Source organism: Allomuricauda sp. MMSF_3307, assembly GCF_030733585.1.
GTDB lineage: Bacteria > Bacteroidota > Bacteroidia > Flavobacteriales > Flavobacteriaceae > Flagellimonas.
Window position 1 is genome coordinate 497,191 of the sequence record NZ_JASHIQ010000001.1, and the last position, 16,802, is coordinate 513,992.

A 16,802-nucleotide genomic window follows, 5' to 3' on the forward strand; every position below is an offset into this window, starting at 1 on the left:
TAGCTAGCGAATATCTCTTAGTTTTAGTTGAAGGCTCACCGTTCCGTTCCATTCGTTTTCATCCAACGAAAATACGGCATCAAACGGTTTTATTCGCTTTACCACATTCAATTTATCGCCCAAATTAAACCCAATGGCACCAATAGGATTGGAACCGGGCTGATATACGCTACACTTTAAGTGCTTTTCGTCTTCTCCTACGCCTCGTGCATACCCGGTGTCCTTTAAACCTTCGGCCATAAAAATCGGGGTCATGTTCCCTGGGCCAAAAGGGGCAAATTGTTTCAAGATGCGCATCAATTTGGGTGTAATCTGATGCATAGCGATTTTGGCATCCACAGCAATCTCGGGCTGCAACAGTTTAGGGTCGATGGTTTCCGAAACCACTTTTTCAAACTGATTTTTGAAGGCCTCGTACTGTTCTTCCAATAGCGTAAGTCCTGCAGCATACATATGTCCGCCGAACTGCTCCAAGCAATCGGAACAGCCTTCAAGCGCGTTGTAAATATCAAATCCTTTGACCGAACGGGCCGAAGCAGCCAATTTGTCCCCACTTTTAGTGAAAACCAAAGTAGGTCTGTAATAGGTTTCCGTTAATCGTGAGGCCACAATACCTATGACTCCCTTGTGCCAATTTTCGTTGTAGACCACCGAGGTAAACTTATCTTCTTCTTGGTTTTCCTGAATCTGTACCAAGGCTTCTTGGGTAATTTCTTGGTCCAAACTTCTTCGTTCGGTATTAAACAATTCGATTTCGACAGCGTATTGTTGCGCTTGTGCAAAATTGGTCTCGCTAAGCAAGGTAACGGCATGTTGACCGTGTTTCATCCGTCCTGCGGCGTTGATGCGGGGTGCAATGATGAACACCACATCCGTAATGGTAAGTTCCCGTTTTTTGGTTTGGTCGATCAACGCTTTGATTCCTGTTCTTGGATATTTGTTGATGACCTGTAACCCATAATGGGCCAATACACGATTTTCGCCTGTGATGGGAACAATATCGGCCGCAATGGCAGTGGCCACTAAATCAAGATATGGCATTAAATCGTTGATAGTTTTGCCCTGTTTGGAAGCAAGGGCCTGAATCAATTTAAAGCCTACCCCACAACCGCAAAGTTCCTTGTATGGGTATTCACAATCCTCCTGCTTCGGGTCTAAAACCGCAACGGCTTCGGGCAGCTGCTGCCCTGGTCGGTGGTGATCGCAAACGATGACGTCAATTCCTTTTTCCTTGGCGTATTTTATTTGGTCGATGGCCTTAATGCCGCAATCCAGGGCAATCATTAGGCTAACATCATTATCTGCTGCAAAATCAATTCCCTGAAAGGAAATACCATATCCTTCCAAGTAGCGATCAGGAATATAGGTTGCTACATTGGGATAGGTTTCCATCAAAAAGGAGCTCATTAATGCTACGGAAGTCGTGCCGTCCACATCGTAATCGCCATACACCAACATATTTTCACCCTTTGCAATGGCTTGCTCAATTCGCTGGACGGCCTTATCCATGTCCTTCATCAAAAAAGGGTCATGCAAATGGGTCAACTCTGGTCGGAAAAATGCTTTTGCCTCCTCGAAATTGGTAATTCCCCGCTGAATCAACAGTTGGGCCACCAAATTCTCCACACCCAAAGCTTCGGAAAGTTGGTCAATGGCTTCTTGTTCGGGTTTTGGTTTAATGGTCCAGCGCATAGCTATACAAATTCAAGTTCAAAATCTAAACTCAAACCCAAATTTCGGTTATCTCTTCTTTTTGATTACTGTAGCGGTGATTTTAATCAATTGCTCGACTTCGTCCAACAAACCTAAGTTTATGGATTTGTTTCCATAATCTATTTTATTCAAAATTTTTAGGTTTACGCGTGACTCCTTCAATTCCCTAAATGTGATAGTAGCTCTGTACACAAAGTCTTTATCGGTGGTCGTACCTTGAGCTTCCCCAAAGTTCAACGCAGCGCTTCCAGCGGACCGAAGCAATTGGTTTCCGTAATATTGACCGGTAAAATCGTTGGGTAAATCATGGCAAAAAGTAGCAATGCACGCTGCGAAATCCACAAACCTTTCCTCTAAATCAAATTTTTTCTGAGTCATAATTCTTTATTTGATTCTGAGGTTGACCCTATAAATATAAATGATTTACCTGAATTTGAATTTGAGTATTGTATTTGAACTTAACGCTTTATCAAAAGTCTACTTATGGTGATAGAGAATCTTAATATCCAACTCAGCAAATTTTCTGAACATCTCCATTACTCCACAATATTTTTCTACCGAAAGGTCTACCGCTTTTTTGAGTTTTTCCTCATTTAAGTTGGCTCCAGTAAAGTGGTATTCTATGGTTACGGAGTCGTAGTATTTCGGATGTTCATCGGTGAGGTTCGCAATGGTCTCTATTTTAAAATCATCTACCTCCAGCTTCATTTTTTTGATAAGCGAAGCAACATCCAGACCAGAGCAGCCTGCCAAAGAGGACAACATCAATGCTTTGGGGCGCAAACCGGCACCCGAACCGCCACTTTCTGCGCCAGCATCCATACGCACTGTATGCCCAGAAGGATTGTTGCTCTCAAAGGCCATTTCGCCTAACCATTTGGTGGTGATGTGATTTGTCATGATGATTAATTTTTGTTTCTTGTAGACTTCAAAAATACAATTTATAATCTCAACGATGGCCTTAGTAGACCCCCTTTCCCCCGACCACGATCCCGAAACCAGACAACTGGCCGAGTTCTTTAACGAAACCCTTGGTTTTTGCCCCAATTCGGTGCTGACCATGCAGCACAGGCCTTCCATTTCCAAGGCTTTTATCAATTTGAACAAAGCGGTAATGGCCAATGAAGGCCGTGTGACCTCCGCCTTAAAACGAATGATCGCTTGGGTAAGCAGCAACGCCACGGGTTGCCGGTATTGCCAAGCACATGCCATTAGGGCCGCAGAACGCTATGGCGCCGAACAGGATCAGCTGGAAAACATTTGGGAATACCGAACCCATAGCGCGTTTTCGGAAGCAGAGAGGGCTGCTTTGGATTTTGCGCTTGCGGCTTCCCAAGTCCCCAATACGGTGAATGCTGATATTAAAAAACGACTGCACCAGCATTGGAACGATGGCGAAATTGTGGAAATGATGGGGGTCATATCCCTTTTTGGGTACCTCAACCGCTGGAACGATTCCATGGGAACCAACATTGAAGATGGGGCCGTAGAAAGTGCGGAAAAATATTTGGGCGAAGTAGGTTGGGAAAAGGGCAAGCATGATGGTTCCAAATACTAAGGAAGCTTTATATCTCCAGAACGCTTAACGTCCTTGCTCTTAACTCTGGAACCACCTCTCGGTCAAACCATGGATTTTTGCTCAACCAAAACCGGTTTCTGGGCGATGGGTGGGGCAGCACAAAATAGTTGGGTAAATAGCTTTTATAGTTTTTTACTGTTTCGGTCAGATTCCTTTCACGGGCTTTTTCCAAATAATAGGCTTGGGTATATTGGCCAATCAAAATAGTCAGTTTTAACTGCGGCATTTGATTTATCAACGACCCATGCCATAAAGGCGCGCATTCAGGACGTGGCGGCAAATCGCCCGATTTTCCTTTACCGGGATAGCAGAACCCCATAGGAATCAAAGCAAATAAGCGTTCATCATAAAACTGTTCATCTGTTACGCCAAGCCAATTTCTGAGTTGTTTCCCGCTAGGGTCATCCCAAGGAATTCCAGTTTGGTGCACTTTGGTTCCGGGCGCCTGTCCAATAATGGCTATTTTGGATGCTGGATGGGTGGCAACAATGGGTCTGGGCCCTAATGGCAAATGTTTTTTGCAATGGGAACAGTTCCGTATGTTGGCCAGTAGCTCGTCCATCCTGTTTATTGGGTCGAAAAAATCGATTGCCCCTAACACCTACTTTTTTCCACCGACCACAATCACAAATTCCCCTTTAGGTGCCTTGGTGGTAAAATAGGCCACTAGCTCGGCCACAGTTCCTCGAACGGTTTCCTCATATAACTTCGTCAACTCCCGAGATACGGAAACGGGTCTGTCTTCCCCAAAGTATTCGGCAAATTGGGTCAAGGTCTTTAACAGTTTGTGGGGGGATTCGTAGAAAACCATGGTGCGGGTTTCTTCGGCAAGTTCCAATAGTCGGGTCTGGCGTCCCTTCTTTATGGGCAAAAAGCCTTCAAACACAAATCGGTCGTTGGGCAATCCGCTATTTACCAACGCTGGAACAAAGGCTGTGGCACCGGGCAAACACTCTACCTCAATATCGTTTTCAACACAAGCGCGGGTCAATAAAAAGCCAGGGTCTGAAATGGCAGGGGTACCGGCATCAGAAATCAGGGCGAAAATGGCACCCTCTTTCATTTTTTTCACCAAACCATCCACCTGTTTATGCTCGTTGTGCATGTGATGGCTCTGCAAAGGAGTGTCAATCTCAAAATGCTTGAGCAGCTTACCACTGGTCCTAGTATCTTCCGCCAAAACCACATCTACTTCTTTGAGCACCTTGATGGCACGAAGTGTCATGTCCTCCAAATTTCCAATCGGTGTTGGCACCAGATATAGCTTTCCCATGGACCAAAGTTACGGTCTTACCTCTAAATTAAAATGGTAAAATGGAATTTATGCGAACCTTTTCTCAATGAGTGACAGGAAACGGACCTCGTATTCTTCTTTCCCTTCCCAATTATTGTACTCCGGCTTCACCATATTGTTGATGAAGGCAATGGAGCGTTCTTGGGTATCGATGGTGTTGAGTTGGGAAAGCACCCGCGTATAATCTTCCATATTGTTGTTGAACAAGTGCTTTACAAAGGCCAGTTTGTCGTTCAGGCCAACCTGAAAATCTTTGGCAAGCCTTTCGTTCAACGATTTGGGCTGAATGGACTGTGCGGTGGAAGTGTTGCCTGCCTGTTTGGGAGTTACCTCTTCCATGTCATTTTTCATTAAGTTGGGCTTTGCCACAAATTCAGTAAAAACCTTTTCCAGATCTTCATCGGACGGCATTTCGGACACAATATCCCTGATCGTGTCCATCGAAGGAGTCGTAATGATATCCTCTTGGTGCGGATTACTTTCCGGAACGGATTTGTTACCGCTCAACACAGCATTGGCCATTTTCTCGAACCGTGAGGCAATCACGTTTTGGGAGACATCCACCTCCACATCGTTCAACTTCTCATCAATAAATTTGAGAACGGCCAGTTTCTCATATATCTTTCTGGACTTTTCATATAGTGCCGCAAGATCGGTATCCTCCCGCGCCGTAATAATCTCGGTGGACAATTTGATCAGCTCTTCCCTCAATTTCCGTATCATAGCTTTTCCTCTTTCGTATAAAAATATAACGATTTTGCGAATACCCTATCAACAAAAGGTTAAAATCTTATTGAAAACAGGGGTGCAATTTTTTAGTAGCTTTGTGCTGGTTCCCATATAACGGGAAAACAAACAATTTCTTTCAAAAATACGGTATGTTTCTCGAAAACACAGTCAACCCTAAGGAACAGTTTGGATGGATTGAGGTGATTTGCGGCTCCATGTTTTCCGGAAAGACCGAAGAGCTTATCCGCAGACTAAGGCGGGCCCAATTTGCCAAACAAAAGGTGGAGATTTTTAAACCCATTGTGGATACCCGCTATCATGAAGAAATGGTGGTCTCCCACGATGCGAACGAAATCCGGTCCACTCCCGTTCCCGCTGCGGCAAATATTCGCCTGTTGGCGGATGACTGTGACGTAATCGGTATTGACGAAGCACAATTTTTTGACGATGAAATCGTAACCGTGTGCAACGATTTGGCCAACCGTGGCATCCGGGTGGTGGTTGCCGGGCTGGATATGGATTTTAAAGGCAATCCTTTTGGACCCATGCCCGCGTTGATGGCAACCGCAGAATATGTGACCAAGGTGCATGCCGTTTGTACCCGTACAGGCAATCTGGCCAATTACAGTTTTAGGAAATCCCTTAACGATAACTTGGTGCTCTTAGGAGAAACCGAAGAATATGAGCCTTTGAGCCGTGGGGCTTTCTACAAGGCCATGCTCCGGGAAAAAATCAAGGATATGGATGTGAAGTCCGAAGAAGTAAATTCCAAAAAAGAAAAATCCAATGAGTAAGGTCGGGGAAACTACCTTGGTCTTGGACCTATCAGCCTTGGAGCACAATTACAACTACCTTCGTTCCAAAATTGAGCCCAGCACCAAATTTTTAGGAGTAGTAAAGGCCTTTGCCTATGGGAGCGATGTGGTGACCATTGGGCAAAAATTGGAACAATTGGGCACCGATTACCTCGCCGTAGCCTACGCAAGTGAAGGGGTTTTGTTGCGACAGGCCGGCATAAAACTACCGATATTGGTCCTACATCCCTTAGCATCAAATTTTGATGATTTGATTGCCTATTGCTTGGAACCGAGTCTTTATTCGAAAAACATCCTAAAACAATTTCTGAAAGCTGCAGAGGCACAGAAACAAAAGCAGTATCCCGTTCACATTAAGTTCAACACAGGGCTTAACCGTCTGGGTTTTGGCCAAACCGATGTTGATTTTATTGAGGAAGCCATCACAAAAAGTACATCCGTTAAAATCGTTTCCACCTTTTCGCATTTAGCGGCCTCTGAGGATGGTAACGAAAGGGAGTTCAGTTTAGCACAGATTCATTCCTTTACCACATCGAGCAAGGCATTGGCCGAAAAATTGGGCTACACGCCCATGCGGCATATGTTGAACACTTCCGGAATCATCAATTATCCGGAGGCCCAGTTCGAGATGGTCCGCAGCGGCATCGGATTGTACGGCTACGGTAATCAGGCCGAAGTGGATGCAGCCCTCATGCCCGTAGCCACGCTGAAAACGGTTATTTCGCAAATCCATGAAATAGAGCCCAACCATTCCGTAGGCTACAACCGCGCTTTTAAAGCCGACCAAAAAACAAGGAGTGCCACTTTGCCCTTGGGCCATGCCGATGGTATTGGTCGACAGTACAGTAAAGGAAAAGGTTCGGTGAGCATCAAAGGGAAAAGAGCACCGATTTTGGGAAATGTATGCATGGACATGATTATGGTAGACGTTACCGGAATTGATTGCAAAGAAGGGGACGAGGTCATCGTGTTCGGTCCGGAAAAATCTGCAGAAACGTTTGCAGCAGGAGCCAATACCATCTCCTACGAAATCCTAACCGCGATATCCCAGCGTGTAAAAAGAGTGGTGAAAAATTGACTTTTTTTCGGCACCATCGTCCCTGCAGACCACTTTTTTGTTTACTTTGTTGGGCAATAACCAATACTCAACTATAAAAATGGGATTTTTAAAAGAATTTAAAGAATTTGCCATGAAAGGAAACCTGGTGGATATCGCCGTAGGTTTCGTCATGGGTGCCGCTTTCAAGGAAGTGGTGTCTTCCTTCACTGGAGGTATTGTATCTCCACTGATCGGATTATTGTTCAACGCAGATTTCAACGATTTAAAATACGTTATCACCGAGGGGACTGCTAATGATGCAGGAGAAATTGTTGGGGAAATTGCCGTGCTATACGGTGCATTCCTTACCAATGTCATCGACTTTATCATCGTGGCCTTTGTGATGTTCCTTATTGTGAAAGGCGTTAATAAGATGAAGAAAAAAGAGGAGCCTGCTCCGGAAGCACCAAAGGGTCCAACCCAAGAGGAGTTGCTGGCAGAAATCCGGGATTTACTCAAAAAGTAATTCAAGATTCATATTCAATGATGATGCAATGTCACTTCGAGCGAAGTCGAGAAGTACTTGGGCCAAAAAACCAATCATCAGGCCTCGACTGCGCTCGACCTGACAATAAGTTGCCTTAATCATTGGATATTTTGCATCTGAAAGCATAAAAATCGTTGGTGCACTTTAGGCACCGCCGCTACATCACAGCAACCTTTAAAACCATCAATGTGTTTCGCTAACATGTTGATGGTTGTTTTATTTATAACAATTTGTTATTTTTTAATGATTGATGCGAAAAATACTTGTTTAACCCATTGACTGAAGTACCTTTGCGGCAAGAAATTTTTTCAAATGAAAGTAGCAGTTGTTGGTGCCACCGGAATGGTAGGCGAAGTCATGTTGAAAGTATTGGAAGAACGCAACTTCCCTATTTCAGAATTGTTGTTGGTTGCCTCGGAGCGCTCCGTGGGCAAAAAACTTACCTATAAAAATAAAGAATACAGCATCATCGGGTTGGCAGATGCTGTAGCTGCCCGTCCAGATATTGCCATTTTCTCGGCAGGGGGCGACACTTCGCTCGAATGGGCGCCCAAATTTGCCGAAGTTGGTACTACGGTAATCGACAACTCCTCTGCTTGGCGTATGGACCCCACCAAAAAATTGGTGGTACCCGAAATCAATGCCAATACTCTCACCGCTGATGACAAGATCATCGCCAATCCCAACTGTTCCACTATTCAGATGGTATTGGCCTTAGACCCATTGCACAAAAAATATCAAATGAAGCGCGTGGTGGTCTCCACCTATCAATCCGTTTCGGGAACAGGAGTCAAAGCCGTGCAACAAATGGAAAACGAAGCCGCAGGTATCGAAGGGGAAATGGCCTATCCACACCCCATCAACCGGAACGCCCTGCCGCATTGCGATGTGTTCTTGGAAAACGGCTACACCAAGGAAGAGATGAAATTGGCCCGTGAGCCACAAAAAATATTGGATGACCGCACTTTTTCGGTTACCGCTACGGCAGTGCGCATCCCAACTGCTGGTGGACATTCCGAATCTGTAAACGTAGAGTTCCACAACGACTTCGACTTGGCCGAAGTCCGCCAGTTACTCAGCGAAACACCGGGTATTGTGGTACAGGACAACCCAGCAACCAACACCTATCCCATGCCCGCTTTTGCCAACGGAAGGGACGAGGTCTTTGTGGGCCGTATCCGACGGGACGAAACCCAACCCAACACTTTAAATATGTGGATTGTAGCGGACAACTTACGCAAAGGGGCGGCAACCAATGCGGTGCAGATTGCGGAGTATTTGGTGGAGCATCGTTTGGTTTCCAATACTTCTGAGGCTATCTCCTAGACTTTCAGCAATAGGGGAAAGGGTTAAAAATCGTCCTTTAAGACTAACGAGGTATATTTTCTTTAACTCTTTTCTTGTAAATACTGTCAAACTCCATTTGTGTAATGGATTCCCCTTTTATCGGATTTTCTACCTGAACTTCCTTTCCGAGATCTAAATCTTCCAATACCACGGTTCTTCCCTTTAAATCCAACTGAAATACCAACCCAGGGAGTCCAACGGCCTCAAAAGGCCCTGTCCTAACAGGTATTTCGGGGCAATACCATGCAACTACTTCCGTCTCCAAAGTTTCATAGTCTTTGGACATTGCATACCGCTTCCCTATGGCCTTGTAGCAGTCATATCCAGATATTTGCTTTTTTTCCTCTACCAATTCCCAATTCATGTCTTTGAAATAGGTCTTAACCTGAAAATCCTTACCCAAGAAGGACTTTTTTTCCATCAAATATTCTTCTTTCAAATTGGTATAATACAATTTATCACCATCAAAAATTATAATGGCCATTTTCACTGCAGAGGCATTTTTATCCAGAGGTAAATTTTTAACCAAGGAAAAAATGGATGTGTTTTGATTAAAAATAAGTTCAAATTGTAAATTTTGCGCCTGTTTTACAGTTTCATCAATACTTCTTTTATAGGCATTATAAATTTCCTTTGTTTCGTCATTAGTGTTTTTATTCACGACCAATTTATATTTGGCAATTCCCATATTCGCTTGGGCCCATAACATTGGAGGAAAAAACAATGCACCCAATAAAAGAGTACGTATCAATTTTATGCTTTGCATTTAGGCAAGATTTTAGTAATACTTTTCTATACAATCTCCATAAGCAGCGAAATAAACAGCGTAATAGTCTGTTCCATTTGCTAGTTGATTGAATGTAGCTATTTTATGGGCATAGTTACTGCACACGGTAAAATACGCTTCATTTTCAGCACTTGCGAAATTCATATTACAAATTACAACTAAAGCTAGAATAAGTTTTTTCATATTAAGTAAGATTTTTTTGGTTAACACAATAATAAATCAAACAAACAAATGCAGAGCATGCCAATTGACGAATGCCCCTTCCGATCTGACGGATGGCCCTTCTGATCTGACGGATGCTATTTTTTGACATCCTCACAAACTTATTTTTTACCTACTTGAAGGTTAAAAAACGTTAAGGCGATGCATCACTCTTCCGCAAACACAATATTCATTGTATTTTTATCGGAATCAATCCTTGAAAACATGAAAAACATAAGTCTGTTGGCTGCTTTGGTTTTGTTTGCAGCCTGCCAGGAACAACCTAAAAAAAGAGAACCCATCACTGTGAACTATCCTACCACCAAAAAAGTTGACACCGTTGATAATTATTTTGGAACCGAGGTTCCCGACCCCTACCGCTGGTTGGAAGACGACCGCAGCGAGGAGACCGAAGCTTGGGTAAAAGAGCAAAATTCCGTCACCTTCGGGTATTTGGAAAAAATCCCTTTCCGCGAAGACCTTAAAAATCGGTTGGAAAAACTCTGGAACTACGAAAAAGTAGGGTCTCCGTTCAAAGAAGGCGACTACACCTATTACTACAAAAACAACGGCTTACAAAACCAATATGTGGTTTACCGTAAAAAGGATGGCGTCGAAGAAGAAGTCTTTTTGGACCCCAACACCTTTTCCGAGGACGGCACCACATCGCTCATGGGACTTAGTTTTACCAAGGACGGCTCCAAAGCGGCCTATCTCATCTCCGAAGGGGGAAGCGATTGGCGCAAGGGCATTGTCATCGATGCCGAATCCAAGGAAATTGTGGAGGACACTTTGGTGGACATCAAATTCAGTGGTATTTCGTGGAAAGGAAACGACGGTTTCTTTTATTCCAGCTACGATAAGCCCGAAGGAAGCGAACTTTCCGCAAAAACAGATCAGCACAAACTATATTATCACAAATTGGGAACGCCCCAGTCCGAGGATAAAATCATTTTTGGTGGCACACCAGAACAAAAGCACCGTTACGTAGGCGGTTCCGTTTCCGAAGACCAGAAGTATTTGTTCATTTCCGCTTCGGTGTCCACATCGGGCAACAAATTGTTTATGATGGACCTCTCCCAAGAGAATCCTGAATTGGTCACCATTCTGGACGACACCGATTCCGATACCTATGTTATCGACAACGAAGGTTCTACCCTTTACATGGTCACCAACCGTGAAGCGCCCAATAAAAAAGTAGTGGTCGTGGATGCGGCCAATCCTACTCCTGATCATTGGAAAGACCTGATTCCTGAAACCGAAAATGTGCTTACCGCAGGTACAGGGGGCGGCTATTTCTTTACCGAATATATGGTGGATGCCATTTCCAAAGTACTTCAATATGATTACGAGGGCAACTTGGTCCGCGAGGTGGAACTCCCAGGTGTAGGAAGCGCAGGAGGCTTTGGCGGCAAGAAAGAGGACAAGGAATTTTACTTCTCTTTCACCAATTACAACACACCGGGTTCTTTGTACAAATACAAAGTAGAAACCGGGGAATATGAGCAATACTGGAAACCTCAAATTGACTTTAATCCAGATGATTATGAGTCCAAACAAGTATTCTACAGCTCCAAGGATGGCACCAAAGTGCCCATGATCATCACCTACAAAAAAGGAACCGAACTGAACGGCCAAAACCCGACCATTCTTTACGGTTATGGCGGTTTCAATATTAGTTTGACACCCTCCTTTAGCATTGTCAATGCCGTTTGGATGGAGCAGGGCGGTATCTACGCCGTTCCCAACCTTAGAGGCGGCGGTGAATACGGAAAAAAATGGCACATTGCCGGCACCAAGCTTCAAAAACAGAATGTATTTGATGACTTTATCGCTGCGGCAGAATACTTGATCGAGAACAACTACACTTCCAAAGAGTATCTTGCCATCCGTGGTGGGTCCAACGGAGGTTTGCTAGTCGGCGCCACCATGACCCAGCGACCCGATTTGATGCAGGTGGCCTTGCCTGCCGTAGGTGTTATGGACATGCTCCGCTACCACACCTTTACCGCAGGTGCAGGATGGGCCTACGATTACGGAACTTCTGAGGACAGCGAGGAAATGTTCAACTACATCAAAGGGTATTCCCCTGTACACAATGTGAAGGAAGGTACCGCGTACCCAGCTACTTTGGTCACCACTGGAGATCACGATGACCGTGTGGTTCCAGCACACAGCTTCAAGTTCGCTGCAGAACTACAGGAAAAACAGGCCGGGGACCAGCCTACCCTTATCCGAATAGAGACCAATGCCGGTCACGGAGCGGGAACCCCTGTGAGCAAAACCATCGAGCAATATGCCGATATTTTTGGGTTTACCTTTTTCAATATGGGGTACGACGAGCTTCCCAACCAAGCCGTGCTCAAAGAGTTTAAGGATTGATTCATCAACATATTGTCAGTTCCAGCGCAGTCGAGAACAAAACACGTGCAAACAAATTTAGGTTTCGACTGCGCTCAACCTGACATTTTTTTTGACAGGTGATCCATTTATTTTTATGCTAAAAGTCCAAGTACATTCTTTCGGGTATCAAGACCAACCCATTTTACAGGATATCGCTTTTGAAGTGGCCCCGGGGGAGCATGTGGCCCTGATGGGCGAAAGTGGCTCAGGAAAAAGCACCCTGCTCAAAATTATCTACGGTCTCCTTCATCTGGAAGAAGGTTCTGTTTTTTGGGGCGATACAGAAGCGCTTGGCCCCAATTTCAATTTGGTTCCCGGGGAACCTTACATGAAATACTTGGCACAGGATTTTGATTTGATGCCCTTCATTTCCGTAGAAGAAAACATCGGTCAGTTTCTTTCGGTTTTTGAACGCGAAACCCATCAAGAACGTATTGATGAACTCCTCGGCCTCATCGAAATGAAACCCTTTGCAAAAACAAAGGTCAAGTTTTTGAGTGGTGGCCAACAGCAGCGGGTTGCCTTGGCGCGGGTATTGGCACAAGAACCGGAAATCCTCCTTTTGGACGAACCGTTCGGGCATATCGATAATTTTAAGCGGCTCTCCCTCCGAAGGAATCTCTTTTTATATCTCAAAAAACAGGGCATTACCGTGCTCACTGCAAGCCATGACCCCAACGATGTGCTGCCCTTTGCCGAACGTACCTTAATTATGGAACAGGGACGAATCATTGCCAACGAGAACACGCGAGACCTCTATCTAAACCCGCCCAACTATTACACCGCCTCTTTATTTGGACAAGTGAACAAGGTACCCATGAAGCTCCTAAAGTCCTATTCCGAAATTGATAGGGATGTACTCGTGTACCCACATGAATTCAAATTTTCCGATTCCTCGGGCTTACGAGTGGAGGTTATCCATTCCTTTTTTAAAGGGAGTCATTACCTCAACGAAAGTAAAGCTGAAGATGGCACCCTTCTTTTCTTCAATTCTGACAAAGAACAAAGCACCGGGTCAACCCTTTTTCTTAATGTATCTTTGAATACCATCAATAAACGCCTTCACGTTGGACAAAAAACAGATACATAGGGAACTTCAATTTAAGGCCATGCGAAGCAGCGGGGCCGGAGGCCAACATGTGAACAAGGTTTCGTCCAAGGTAGAGCTCACGTTCAACATTCCCGAGTCGGAAGGGCTATCTGACAGGGAAAAAGAACGCTTGCTCCTTAAACTACAATCCCGTTTAACCAATGATGGGGCTTTGATGCTGCAATGCGACGAAGCCCGCAGCCAGCACAGGAACAAGGATTTGGTTGTAAAGCGATTTTTTGACGTCCTGAAAAATGCTCTGGTGGTTCCCAAAAAACGGAAACCTACGCGCCCCACAAAATCTTCCCAAGAAAAACGGCTAAAGACCAAAAAGCGAACCGCCGAGAAAAAAGCATCCCGCAAGAATCCCGACTTGGACCGATAGCTTTTGCTCAACCACCTCTCTACCAATCGGATACCGAATTAAAAATGTTATTTAAACACAATTCAAAAGCAAGGGATTTAATATACTCGGCTCAATTGCTTAATTTTCAGTCAAATTATAACTAATTCAAAAAAATGATTTCTAAAACAGCAAACCTCAAAACATGGCTGCTCTCCGCAGCGATGTGTTTGTCTTGCGCCGCGTTTTCCGTGGCACAGAATGTTCCCTCCCCCGAAGATGTTTACGGATTCAGGGTAGGCGCCGATTACAAACTGGCCGATTACTCCCAAATTGAAGACTACTTGTCAAAACTGGATGCAGCGTCCAACCGAGTGAAAAAAATCGAAATTGGAGAAACGGTATTGGGCCGTAAAATGTACCTCTTGTTCATTTCGACAGAAGAAAACTTGGCTCAATTGGATAAATGGAAAGACATCAGTACCAAATTGGCCCGTGTACAGGTCAACGACGACGAAGCCGTTCGCCTTTCCCAAGAAGGTAAGGCCATTGTTTGGGTCGACGGGGGGATGCACTCCACCGAATTGGCCCATGGGCAGATGACCTCGGAACTGGCATACACGCTGGCCACCTCCGAAACCGAAGAAATGAAAAAAATCAGGGAAAATGTGATTACGCTATTGATGCCCGTAATGAATCCCGACGGTTTGGATATCGTGGTAGACTGGTACCGAAAAAATCTGGGCACACCCTACGAAACCTCCCGTCCCCCAATTTTGTATCACTACTACATGGGTCATGATAACAACCGAGACTGGTTTATGAACATTATGCCCGAGACCTATAACGTGACGAAGATATTGTACAACGAATGGTATCCCCAAATTGTGTACAATCACCACCAGTCGTCCCCATCTTGGACCAAGATTTCGTTGCCCCCCTACGCCGACCCGGTGAATCCCAGAATTCATCCGGCCATTACCGCTGGCGTTAGCGAAGTGGGCTCTGCCATGACCAAGCGTTTTTCCTTGGAAAACATGCCCGGTGCCATCGCTGACAACTTTTACACCATGTTCTGGAACGGCGGTGGACGTACTGTACCTTACTATCACAACATGATCGGTATCTTGACCGAAACTGGACATACCACACCGACCCCAAGATTCTATGATCCGGAAAAACTTCCGAAAACCGTTGCAGGAGGCACTCCGACTGATGGTACCGACATTATGTACCCTGACCCATGGAAAGGTGGTGAATCCCATTTTCGGGACGCTGTGGACTATATGTTGACTGCGACTTGGGCCACGTTGGACCTTGCCGCAGACCGGAAGAGTAATTACCTGTACAATATCTATAAAATGGGCAAATCGGCCGTAGAAAAAGGAAAAAACGGAGATTTGTTCGCCTACGTTATTGGCAAAGAGCAATGGGATTCCTTTGAAGCGGTGAACTTGGTAAACGTGCTGCTCCAAGGCGGTATTGAGGTGGAAAGGGCTACCAAGAACTTTACCGTAAACGGCAAAGATTATGAAGAAGGATCTTACGTTATCTACACCGCACAGGCCTTTAGGCCCTATTTGTTGGACCTCATGGAAAAACAGGACTACCCTACCCGTTTTCAATATCCGGGCGGGCCACCGGACACCCCCTACGATCTGGCCGGATGGACATTGCCCATGCAAATGGGAATCGATGTGGATAGGGTTGCCGAATCATTCGACGTACAAACCGAGAAAGTTACAGGGCTTGTATCCCATTACGAAGGTGATGTAAATAGAAACGGCTCCTTTGGCTATGCATTGAGTGCCAACACCAATGCCGCCGTGATCGCCACCAACAAAGTGTTAAAGGCAGGCGGAACAGCTTATAAAAGCATGACGGAATTCAAAGCGGGAAAAACAACCATGCCAGCCGGTTCTTACATCGTTTCTGGAGACAAAGCACTCATGGAATCCTTGGCCCAAGAATACGGACTTGAGTTTACCGGACTTGCCGCCAAACCCGAAGTGCAACTAAAAAAAATCCATTTGCCCAAAGTAGGGCTCTACAAATCTTGGGTGGCCAATATGGACGAAGGATGGACCCGTTATATCATGGATGAATACGAGTTTGATATGGATACCTTGCACGATGCTGATATCAAAACCAGAGACTTGTCTCAATATGATGCCATTATCATCCCTTCACAACGGCCAAGTTCCATTTTGCATGGACACAGTAATTTGAGCATGCCGGAAAAATTTACCGGAGGTATCGGATTAAAAGGTTCCGTAGCGTTGAGCGATTATGTGGAAGAAGGAGGCACTTTGATTGCCTTCGATGAGGCCAGCGACTTTGTGATTGAACAGTTTGGCCTTCCCTTGCGCAATGCAGTGGCCAATGCCGACAGCAACGATTTTTTTATTCCCGGTTCCTTGATCAAGGCTGGCGTGGACACCACACATCCGCTTGCTTTTGGCATGAAGGATACGGTTGCCGTTTCTTTTAACCGAAGTAGGGCTTTCTCCATCGACAAACAGCGAAAAACAGGTGAAGGCGGTACCGAAGAAATTGCCGATGCTCCCGAACCCGATGTAGAGGTAATTGCCACCTATGCGGCCAAAGACCTCTTGATGAGCGGTTGGGCCATGGGCGAAGACAGGTATATTGCCAAAAAGCCTGCCATGGTAAAAGCCAAATACGGAAAAGGCGCTGCGATTCTGTTTGCGTTCCGTCCGCAATTTAGGGCGCAACCACGCGGTACCTTTAAATTGATCTTTAATGCAATTTATGAAGGGGCTTCAGAGTAGCAGAACATCTTAATGTATAATGGAAAGCCGCATCAAATTGATGCGGCTTTTCTTATGGGATATTTAAATCATTTCAAAAAGTTATCAATCATTCAATTATTCATATCATTTGTCAAAAAGTAG

General features: G+C 45.1%; 17 protein-coding genes. 9 read left to right on the plus strand and 8 right to left on the minus strand.

Annotation, left to right across the window (positions count from 1 at the left end):
- Positions 1-3: 3 nt before the first annotated feature.
- The 3 genes from recJ to RBB12_RS02185 form a co-directional block, all read right to left on the minus strand.
- The gene (gene recJ / locus RBB12_RS02175) at positions 4-1,692 is read right to left on the minus strand and encodes a single-stranded-DNA-specific exonuclease RecJ (RefSeq protein ID WP_306012618.1); all 1,689 of its coding nucleotides are present in this window, start codon (positions 1,690-1,692) and stop codon (positions 4-6) included.
- 48 nt (positions 1,693-1,740) lie between these two features.
- A complete protein-coding gene (locus RBB12_RS02180; protein WP_293281033.1) occupies positions 1,741-2,091 on the minus strand; it encodes a four helix bundle protein in 351 nt (116 codons plus the stop codon).
- Between the two features lie 99 nt (positions 2,092-2,190).
- Positions 2,191-2,613, minus strand: coding sequence for an OsmC family protein (locus tag RBB12_RS02185; protein ID WP_293281036.1), 423 nt, complete (start codon positions 2,611-2,613; stop codon positions 2,191-2,193).
- Between the two features lie 55 nt (positions 2,614-2,668).
- Here RBB12_RS02185 and RBB12_RS02190 point away from each other — a divergent pair, with 55 nt between their 5' ends.
- Entirely contained in the window at positions 2,669-3,271 is a 603-nt protein-coding gene (locus tag RBB12_RS02190; RefSeq protein ID WP_306012619.1) for a carboxymuconolactone decarboxylase family protein, read from the plus strand.
- Positions 3,272-3,278: 7 nt separating this feature from the next.
- Here RBB12_RS02190 and RBB12_RS02195 read toward each other — a convergent pair whose 3' ends face one another.
- From RBB12_RS02195 to RBB12_RS02205, 3 genes are read right to left on the minus strand one after another with little or no spacing between them, the layout of a single operon-like run.
- Positions 3,279-3,854 carry a uracil-DNA glycosylase family protein gene (locus RBB12_RS02195; RefSeq protein ID WP_306012620.1) on the minus strand — a complete coding sequence of 192 codons (576 nt, stop codon included), beginning with the start codon at positions 3,852-3,854 and terminating at the stop codon, positions 3,279-3,281.
- Between the two features lie 39 nt (positions 3,855-3,893).
- On the minus strand, positions 3,894-4,565 hold the full coding sequence (gene rsmI, locus RBB12_RS02200; protein WP_306012621.1) for a 16S rRNA (cytidine(1402)-2'-O)-methyltransferase: 672 nt from the start codon (positions 4,563-4,565) through the stop codon (positions 3,894-3,896).
- A 48-nt stretch (positions 4,566-4,613) separates the two neighbouring features.
- Complete coding sequence (locus tag RBB12_RS02205; RefSeq protein WP_306012622.1) at positions 4,614-5,309, minus strand: hypothetical protein; 696 nt, start codon at positions 5,307-5,309, stop codon at positions 4,614-4,616.
- 155 nt (positions 5,310-5,464) lie between these two features.
- On the opposite strand from RBB12_RS02205, the gene RBB12_RS02210 reads away from it, so the two are divergent.
- The 4 genes from RBB12_RS02210 (at position 5,465) to RBB12_RS02225 (ending at position 9,042) form a co-directional block, all read left to right on the plus strand.
- Positions 5,465-6,109 carry a thymidine kinase gene (locus RBB12_RS02210; RefSeq protein ID WP_179383160.1) on the plus strand — a complete coding sequence of 215 codons (645 nt, stop codon included), beginning with the start codon at positions 5,465-5,467 and terminating at the stop codon, positions 6,107-6,109.
- A complete protein-coding gene (gene alr / locus RBB12_RS02215) occupies positions 6,102-7,208 on the plus strand; it encodes an alanine racemase (protein ID WP_306012623.1) in 1,107 nt (368 codons plus the stop codon). Before RBB12_RS02210 ends, alr begins: the two co-directional genes overlap by 8 nt.
- A 79-nt stretch (positions 7,209-7,287) precedes the next feature.
- A complete protein-coding gene (gene mscL, locus RBB12_RS02220; protein ID WP_306012624.1) occupies positions 7,288-7,695 on the plus strand; it encodes a large-conductance mechanosensitive channel protein MscL in 408 nt (135 codons plus the stop codon).
- Between the two features lie 333 nt (positions 7,696-8,028).
- Positions 8,029-9,042, plus strand: coding sequence for an aspartate-semialdehyde dehydrogenase (locus RBB12_RS02225; protein WP_306012625.1), 1,014 nt, complete (start codon positions 8,029-8,031; stop codon positions 9,040-9,042).
- A 43-nt stretch (positions 9,043-9,085) separates the two neighbouring features.
- On the opposite strand, the gene RBB12_RS02230 is transcribed toward RBB12_RS02225, so the two are convergent.
- Together RBB12_RS02230 and RBB12_RS02235 are read right to left on the minus strand one after the other, a co-directional pair.
- Positions 9,086-9,829 (minus strand): GLPGLI family protein, encoded by a 744-nt coding sequence (locus RBB12_RS02230; protein WP_306012626.1) that lies wholly within the window; start codon positions 9,827-9,829, stop codon positions 9,086-9,088.
- Between the two features lie 12 nt (positions 9,830-9,841).
- Positions 9,842-10,033 carry a hypothetical protein gene (locus RBB12_RS02235; protein ID WP_306012627.1) on the minus strand — a complete coding sequence of 64 codons (192 nt, stop codon included), beginning with the start codon at positions 10,031-10,033 and terminating at the stop codon, positions 9,842-9,844.
- A gap of 243 nt (positions 10,034-10,276) precedes the next feature.
- On the opposite strand from RBB12_RS02235, the gene RBB12_RS02240 reads away from it, so the two are divergent.
- The 4 genes from RBB12_RS02240 to RBB12_RS02255 all read left to right on the plus strand — a co-directional run bounded on the left by RBB12_RS02240 (position 10,277) and on the right by RBB12_RS02255 (position 16,679).
- On the plus strand, positions 10,277-12,433 hold the full coding sequence (locus tag RBB12_RS02240) for a prolyl oligopeptidase family protein (protein ID WP_306012628.1): 2,157 nt from the start codon (positions 10,277-10,279) through the stop codon (positions 12,431-12,433).
- 115 nt (positions 12,434-12,548) lie between these two features.
- Positions 12,549-13,544, plus strand: coding sequence for an ABC transporter ATP-binding protein (locus tag RBB12_RS02245; RefSeq protein ID WP_306012629.1), 996 nt, complete (start codon positions 12,549-12,551; stop codon positions 13,542-13,544).
- Positions 13,522-13,929 (plus strand): alternative ribosome rescue aminoacyl-tRNA hydrolase ArfB, encoded by a 408-nt coding sequence (gene arfB / locus RBB12_RS02250; RefSeq protein WP_306012630.1) that lies wholly within the window; start codon positions 13,522-13,524, stop codon positions 13,927-13,929. Before RBB12_RS02245 ends, arfB begins: the two co-directional genes overlap by 23 nt.
- Before the next feature lie 134 nt (positions 13,930-14,063).
- Positions 14,064-16,679, plus strand: a complete 2,616-nt coding sequence (locus tag RBB12_RS02255) for a M14 metallopeptidase family protein (RefSeq protein ID WP_306012631.1) — start codon at positions 14,064-14,066, stop codon at positions 16,677-16,679.
- Positions 16,680-16,802 lie beyond the last annotated feature (123 nt).

What these genes read in the sequence shown, in the direction of transcription:
- RBB12_RS02190 (WP_306012619.1), top strand. Translation starts at nt 2,669, where the DNA reads ATGGCCTTAGTAGACCCCCTTTCCCCCGACCACGATCCCGAAACCAGA.
- RBB12_RS02230 (WP_306012626.1), bottom strand. Translation starts at nt 9,829, where the DNA reads ATGCAAAGCATAAAATTGATACGTACTCTTTTATTGGGTGCATTGTTT.
- mscL (WP_306012624.1), top strand. Translation starts at nt 7,288, where the DNA reads ATGGGATTTTTAAAAGAATTTAAAGAATTTGCCATGAAAGGAAACCTG.
- recJ (WP_306012618.1), bottom strand. Translation starts at nt 1,692, where the DNA reads ATGCGCTGGACCATTAAACCAAAACCCGAACAAGAAGCCATTGACCAA.
- RBB12_RS02180 (WP_293281033.1), bottom strand. Translation starts at nt 2,091, where the DNA reads ATGACTCAGAAAAAATTTGATTTAGAGGAAAGGTTTGTGGATTTCGCA.
- RBB12_RS02245 (WP_306012629.1), top strand. Translation starts at nt 12,549, where the DNA reads ATGCTAAAAGTCCAAGTACATTCTTTCGGGTATCAAGACCAACCCATT.
- rsmI (WP_306012621.1), bottom strand. Translation starts at nt 4,565, where the DNA reads ATGGGAAAGCTATATCTGGTGCCAACACCGATTGGAAATTTGGAGGAC.
- RBB12_RS02235 (WP_306012627.1), bottom strand. Translation starts at nt 10,033, where the DNA reads ATGAAAAAACTTATTCTAGCTTTAGTTGTAATTTGTAATATGAATTTC.
- RBB12_RS02210 (WP_179383160.1), top strand. Translation starts at nt 5,465, where the DNA reads ATGTTTCTCGAAAACACAGTCAACCCTAAGGAACAGTTTGGATGGATT.
- RBB12_RS02205 (WP_306012622.1), bottom strand. Translation starts at nt 5,309, where the DNA reads ATGATACGGAAATTGAGGGAAGAGCTGATCAAATTGTCCACCGAGATT.
- RBB12_RS02240 (WP_306012628.1), top strand. Translation starts at nt 10,277, where the DNA reads ATGAAAAACATAAGTCTGTTGGCTGCTTTGGTTTTGTTTGCAGCCTGC.
- RBB12_RS02255 (WP_306012631.1), top strand. Translation starts at nt 14,064, where the DNA reads ATGATTTCTAAAACAGCAAACCTCAAAACATGGCTGCTCTCCGCAGCG.
- alr (WP_306012623.1), top strand. Translation starts at nt 6,102, where the DNA reads ATGAGTAAGGTCGGGGAAACTACCTTGGTCTTGGACCTATCAGCCTTG.
- RBB12_RS02225 (WP_306012625.1), top strand. Translation starts at nt 8,029, where the DNA reads ATGAAAGTAGCAGTTGTTGGTGCCACCGGAATGGTAGGCGAAGTCATG.
- RBB12_RS02195 (WP_306012620.1), bottom strand. Translation starts at nt 3,854, where the DNA reads ATGGACGAGCTACTGGCCAACATACGGAACTGTTCCCATTGCAAAAAA.
- RBB12_RS02185 (WP_293281036.1), bottom strand. Translation starts at nt 2,613, where the DNA reads ATGACAAATCACATCACCACCAAATGGTTAGGCGAAATGGCCTTTGAG.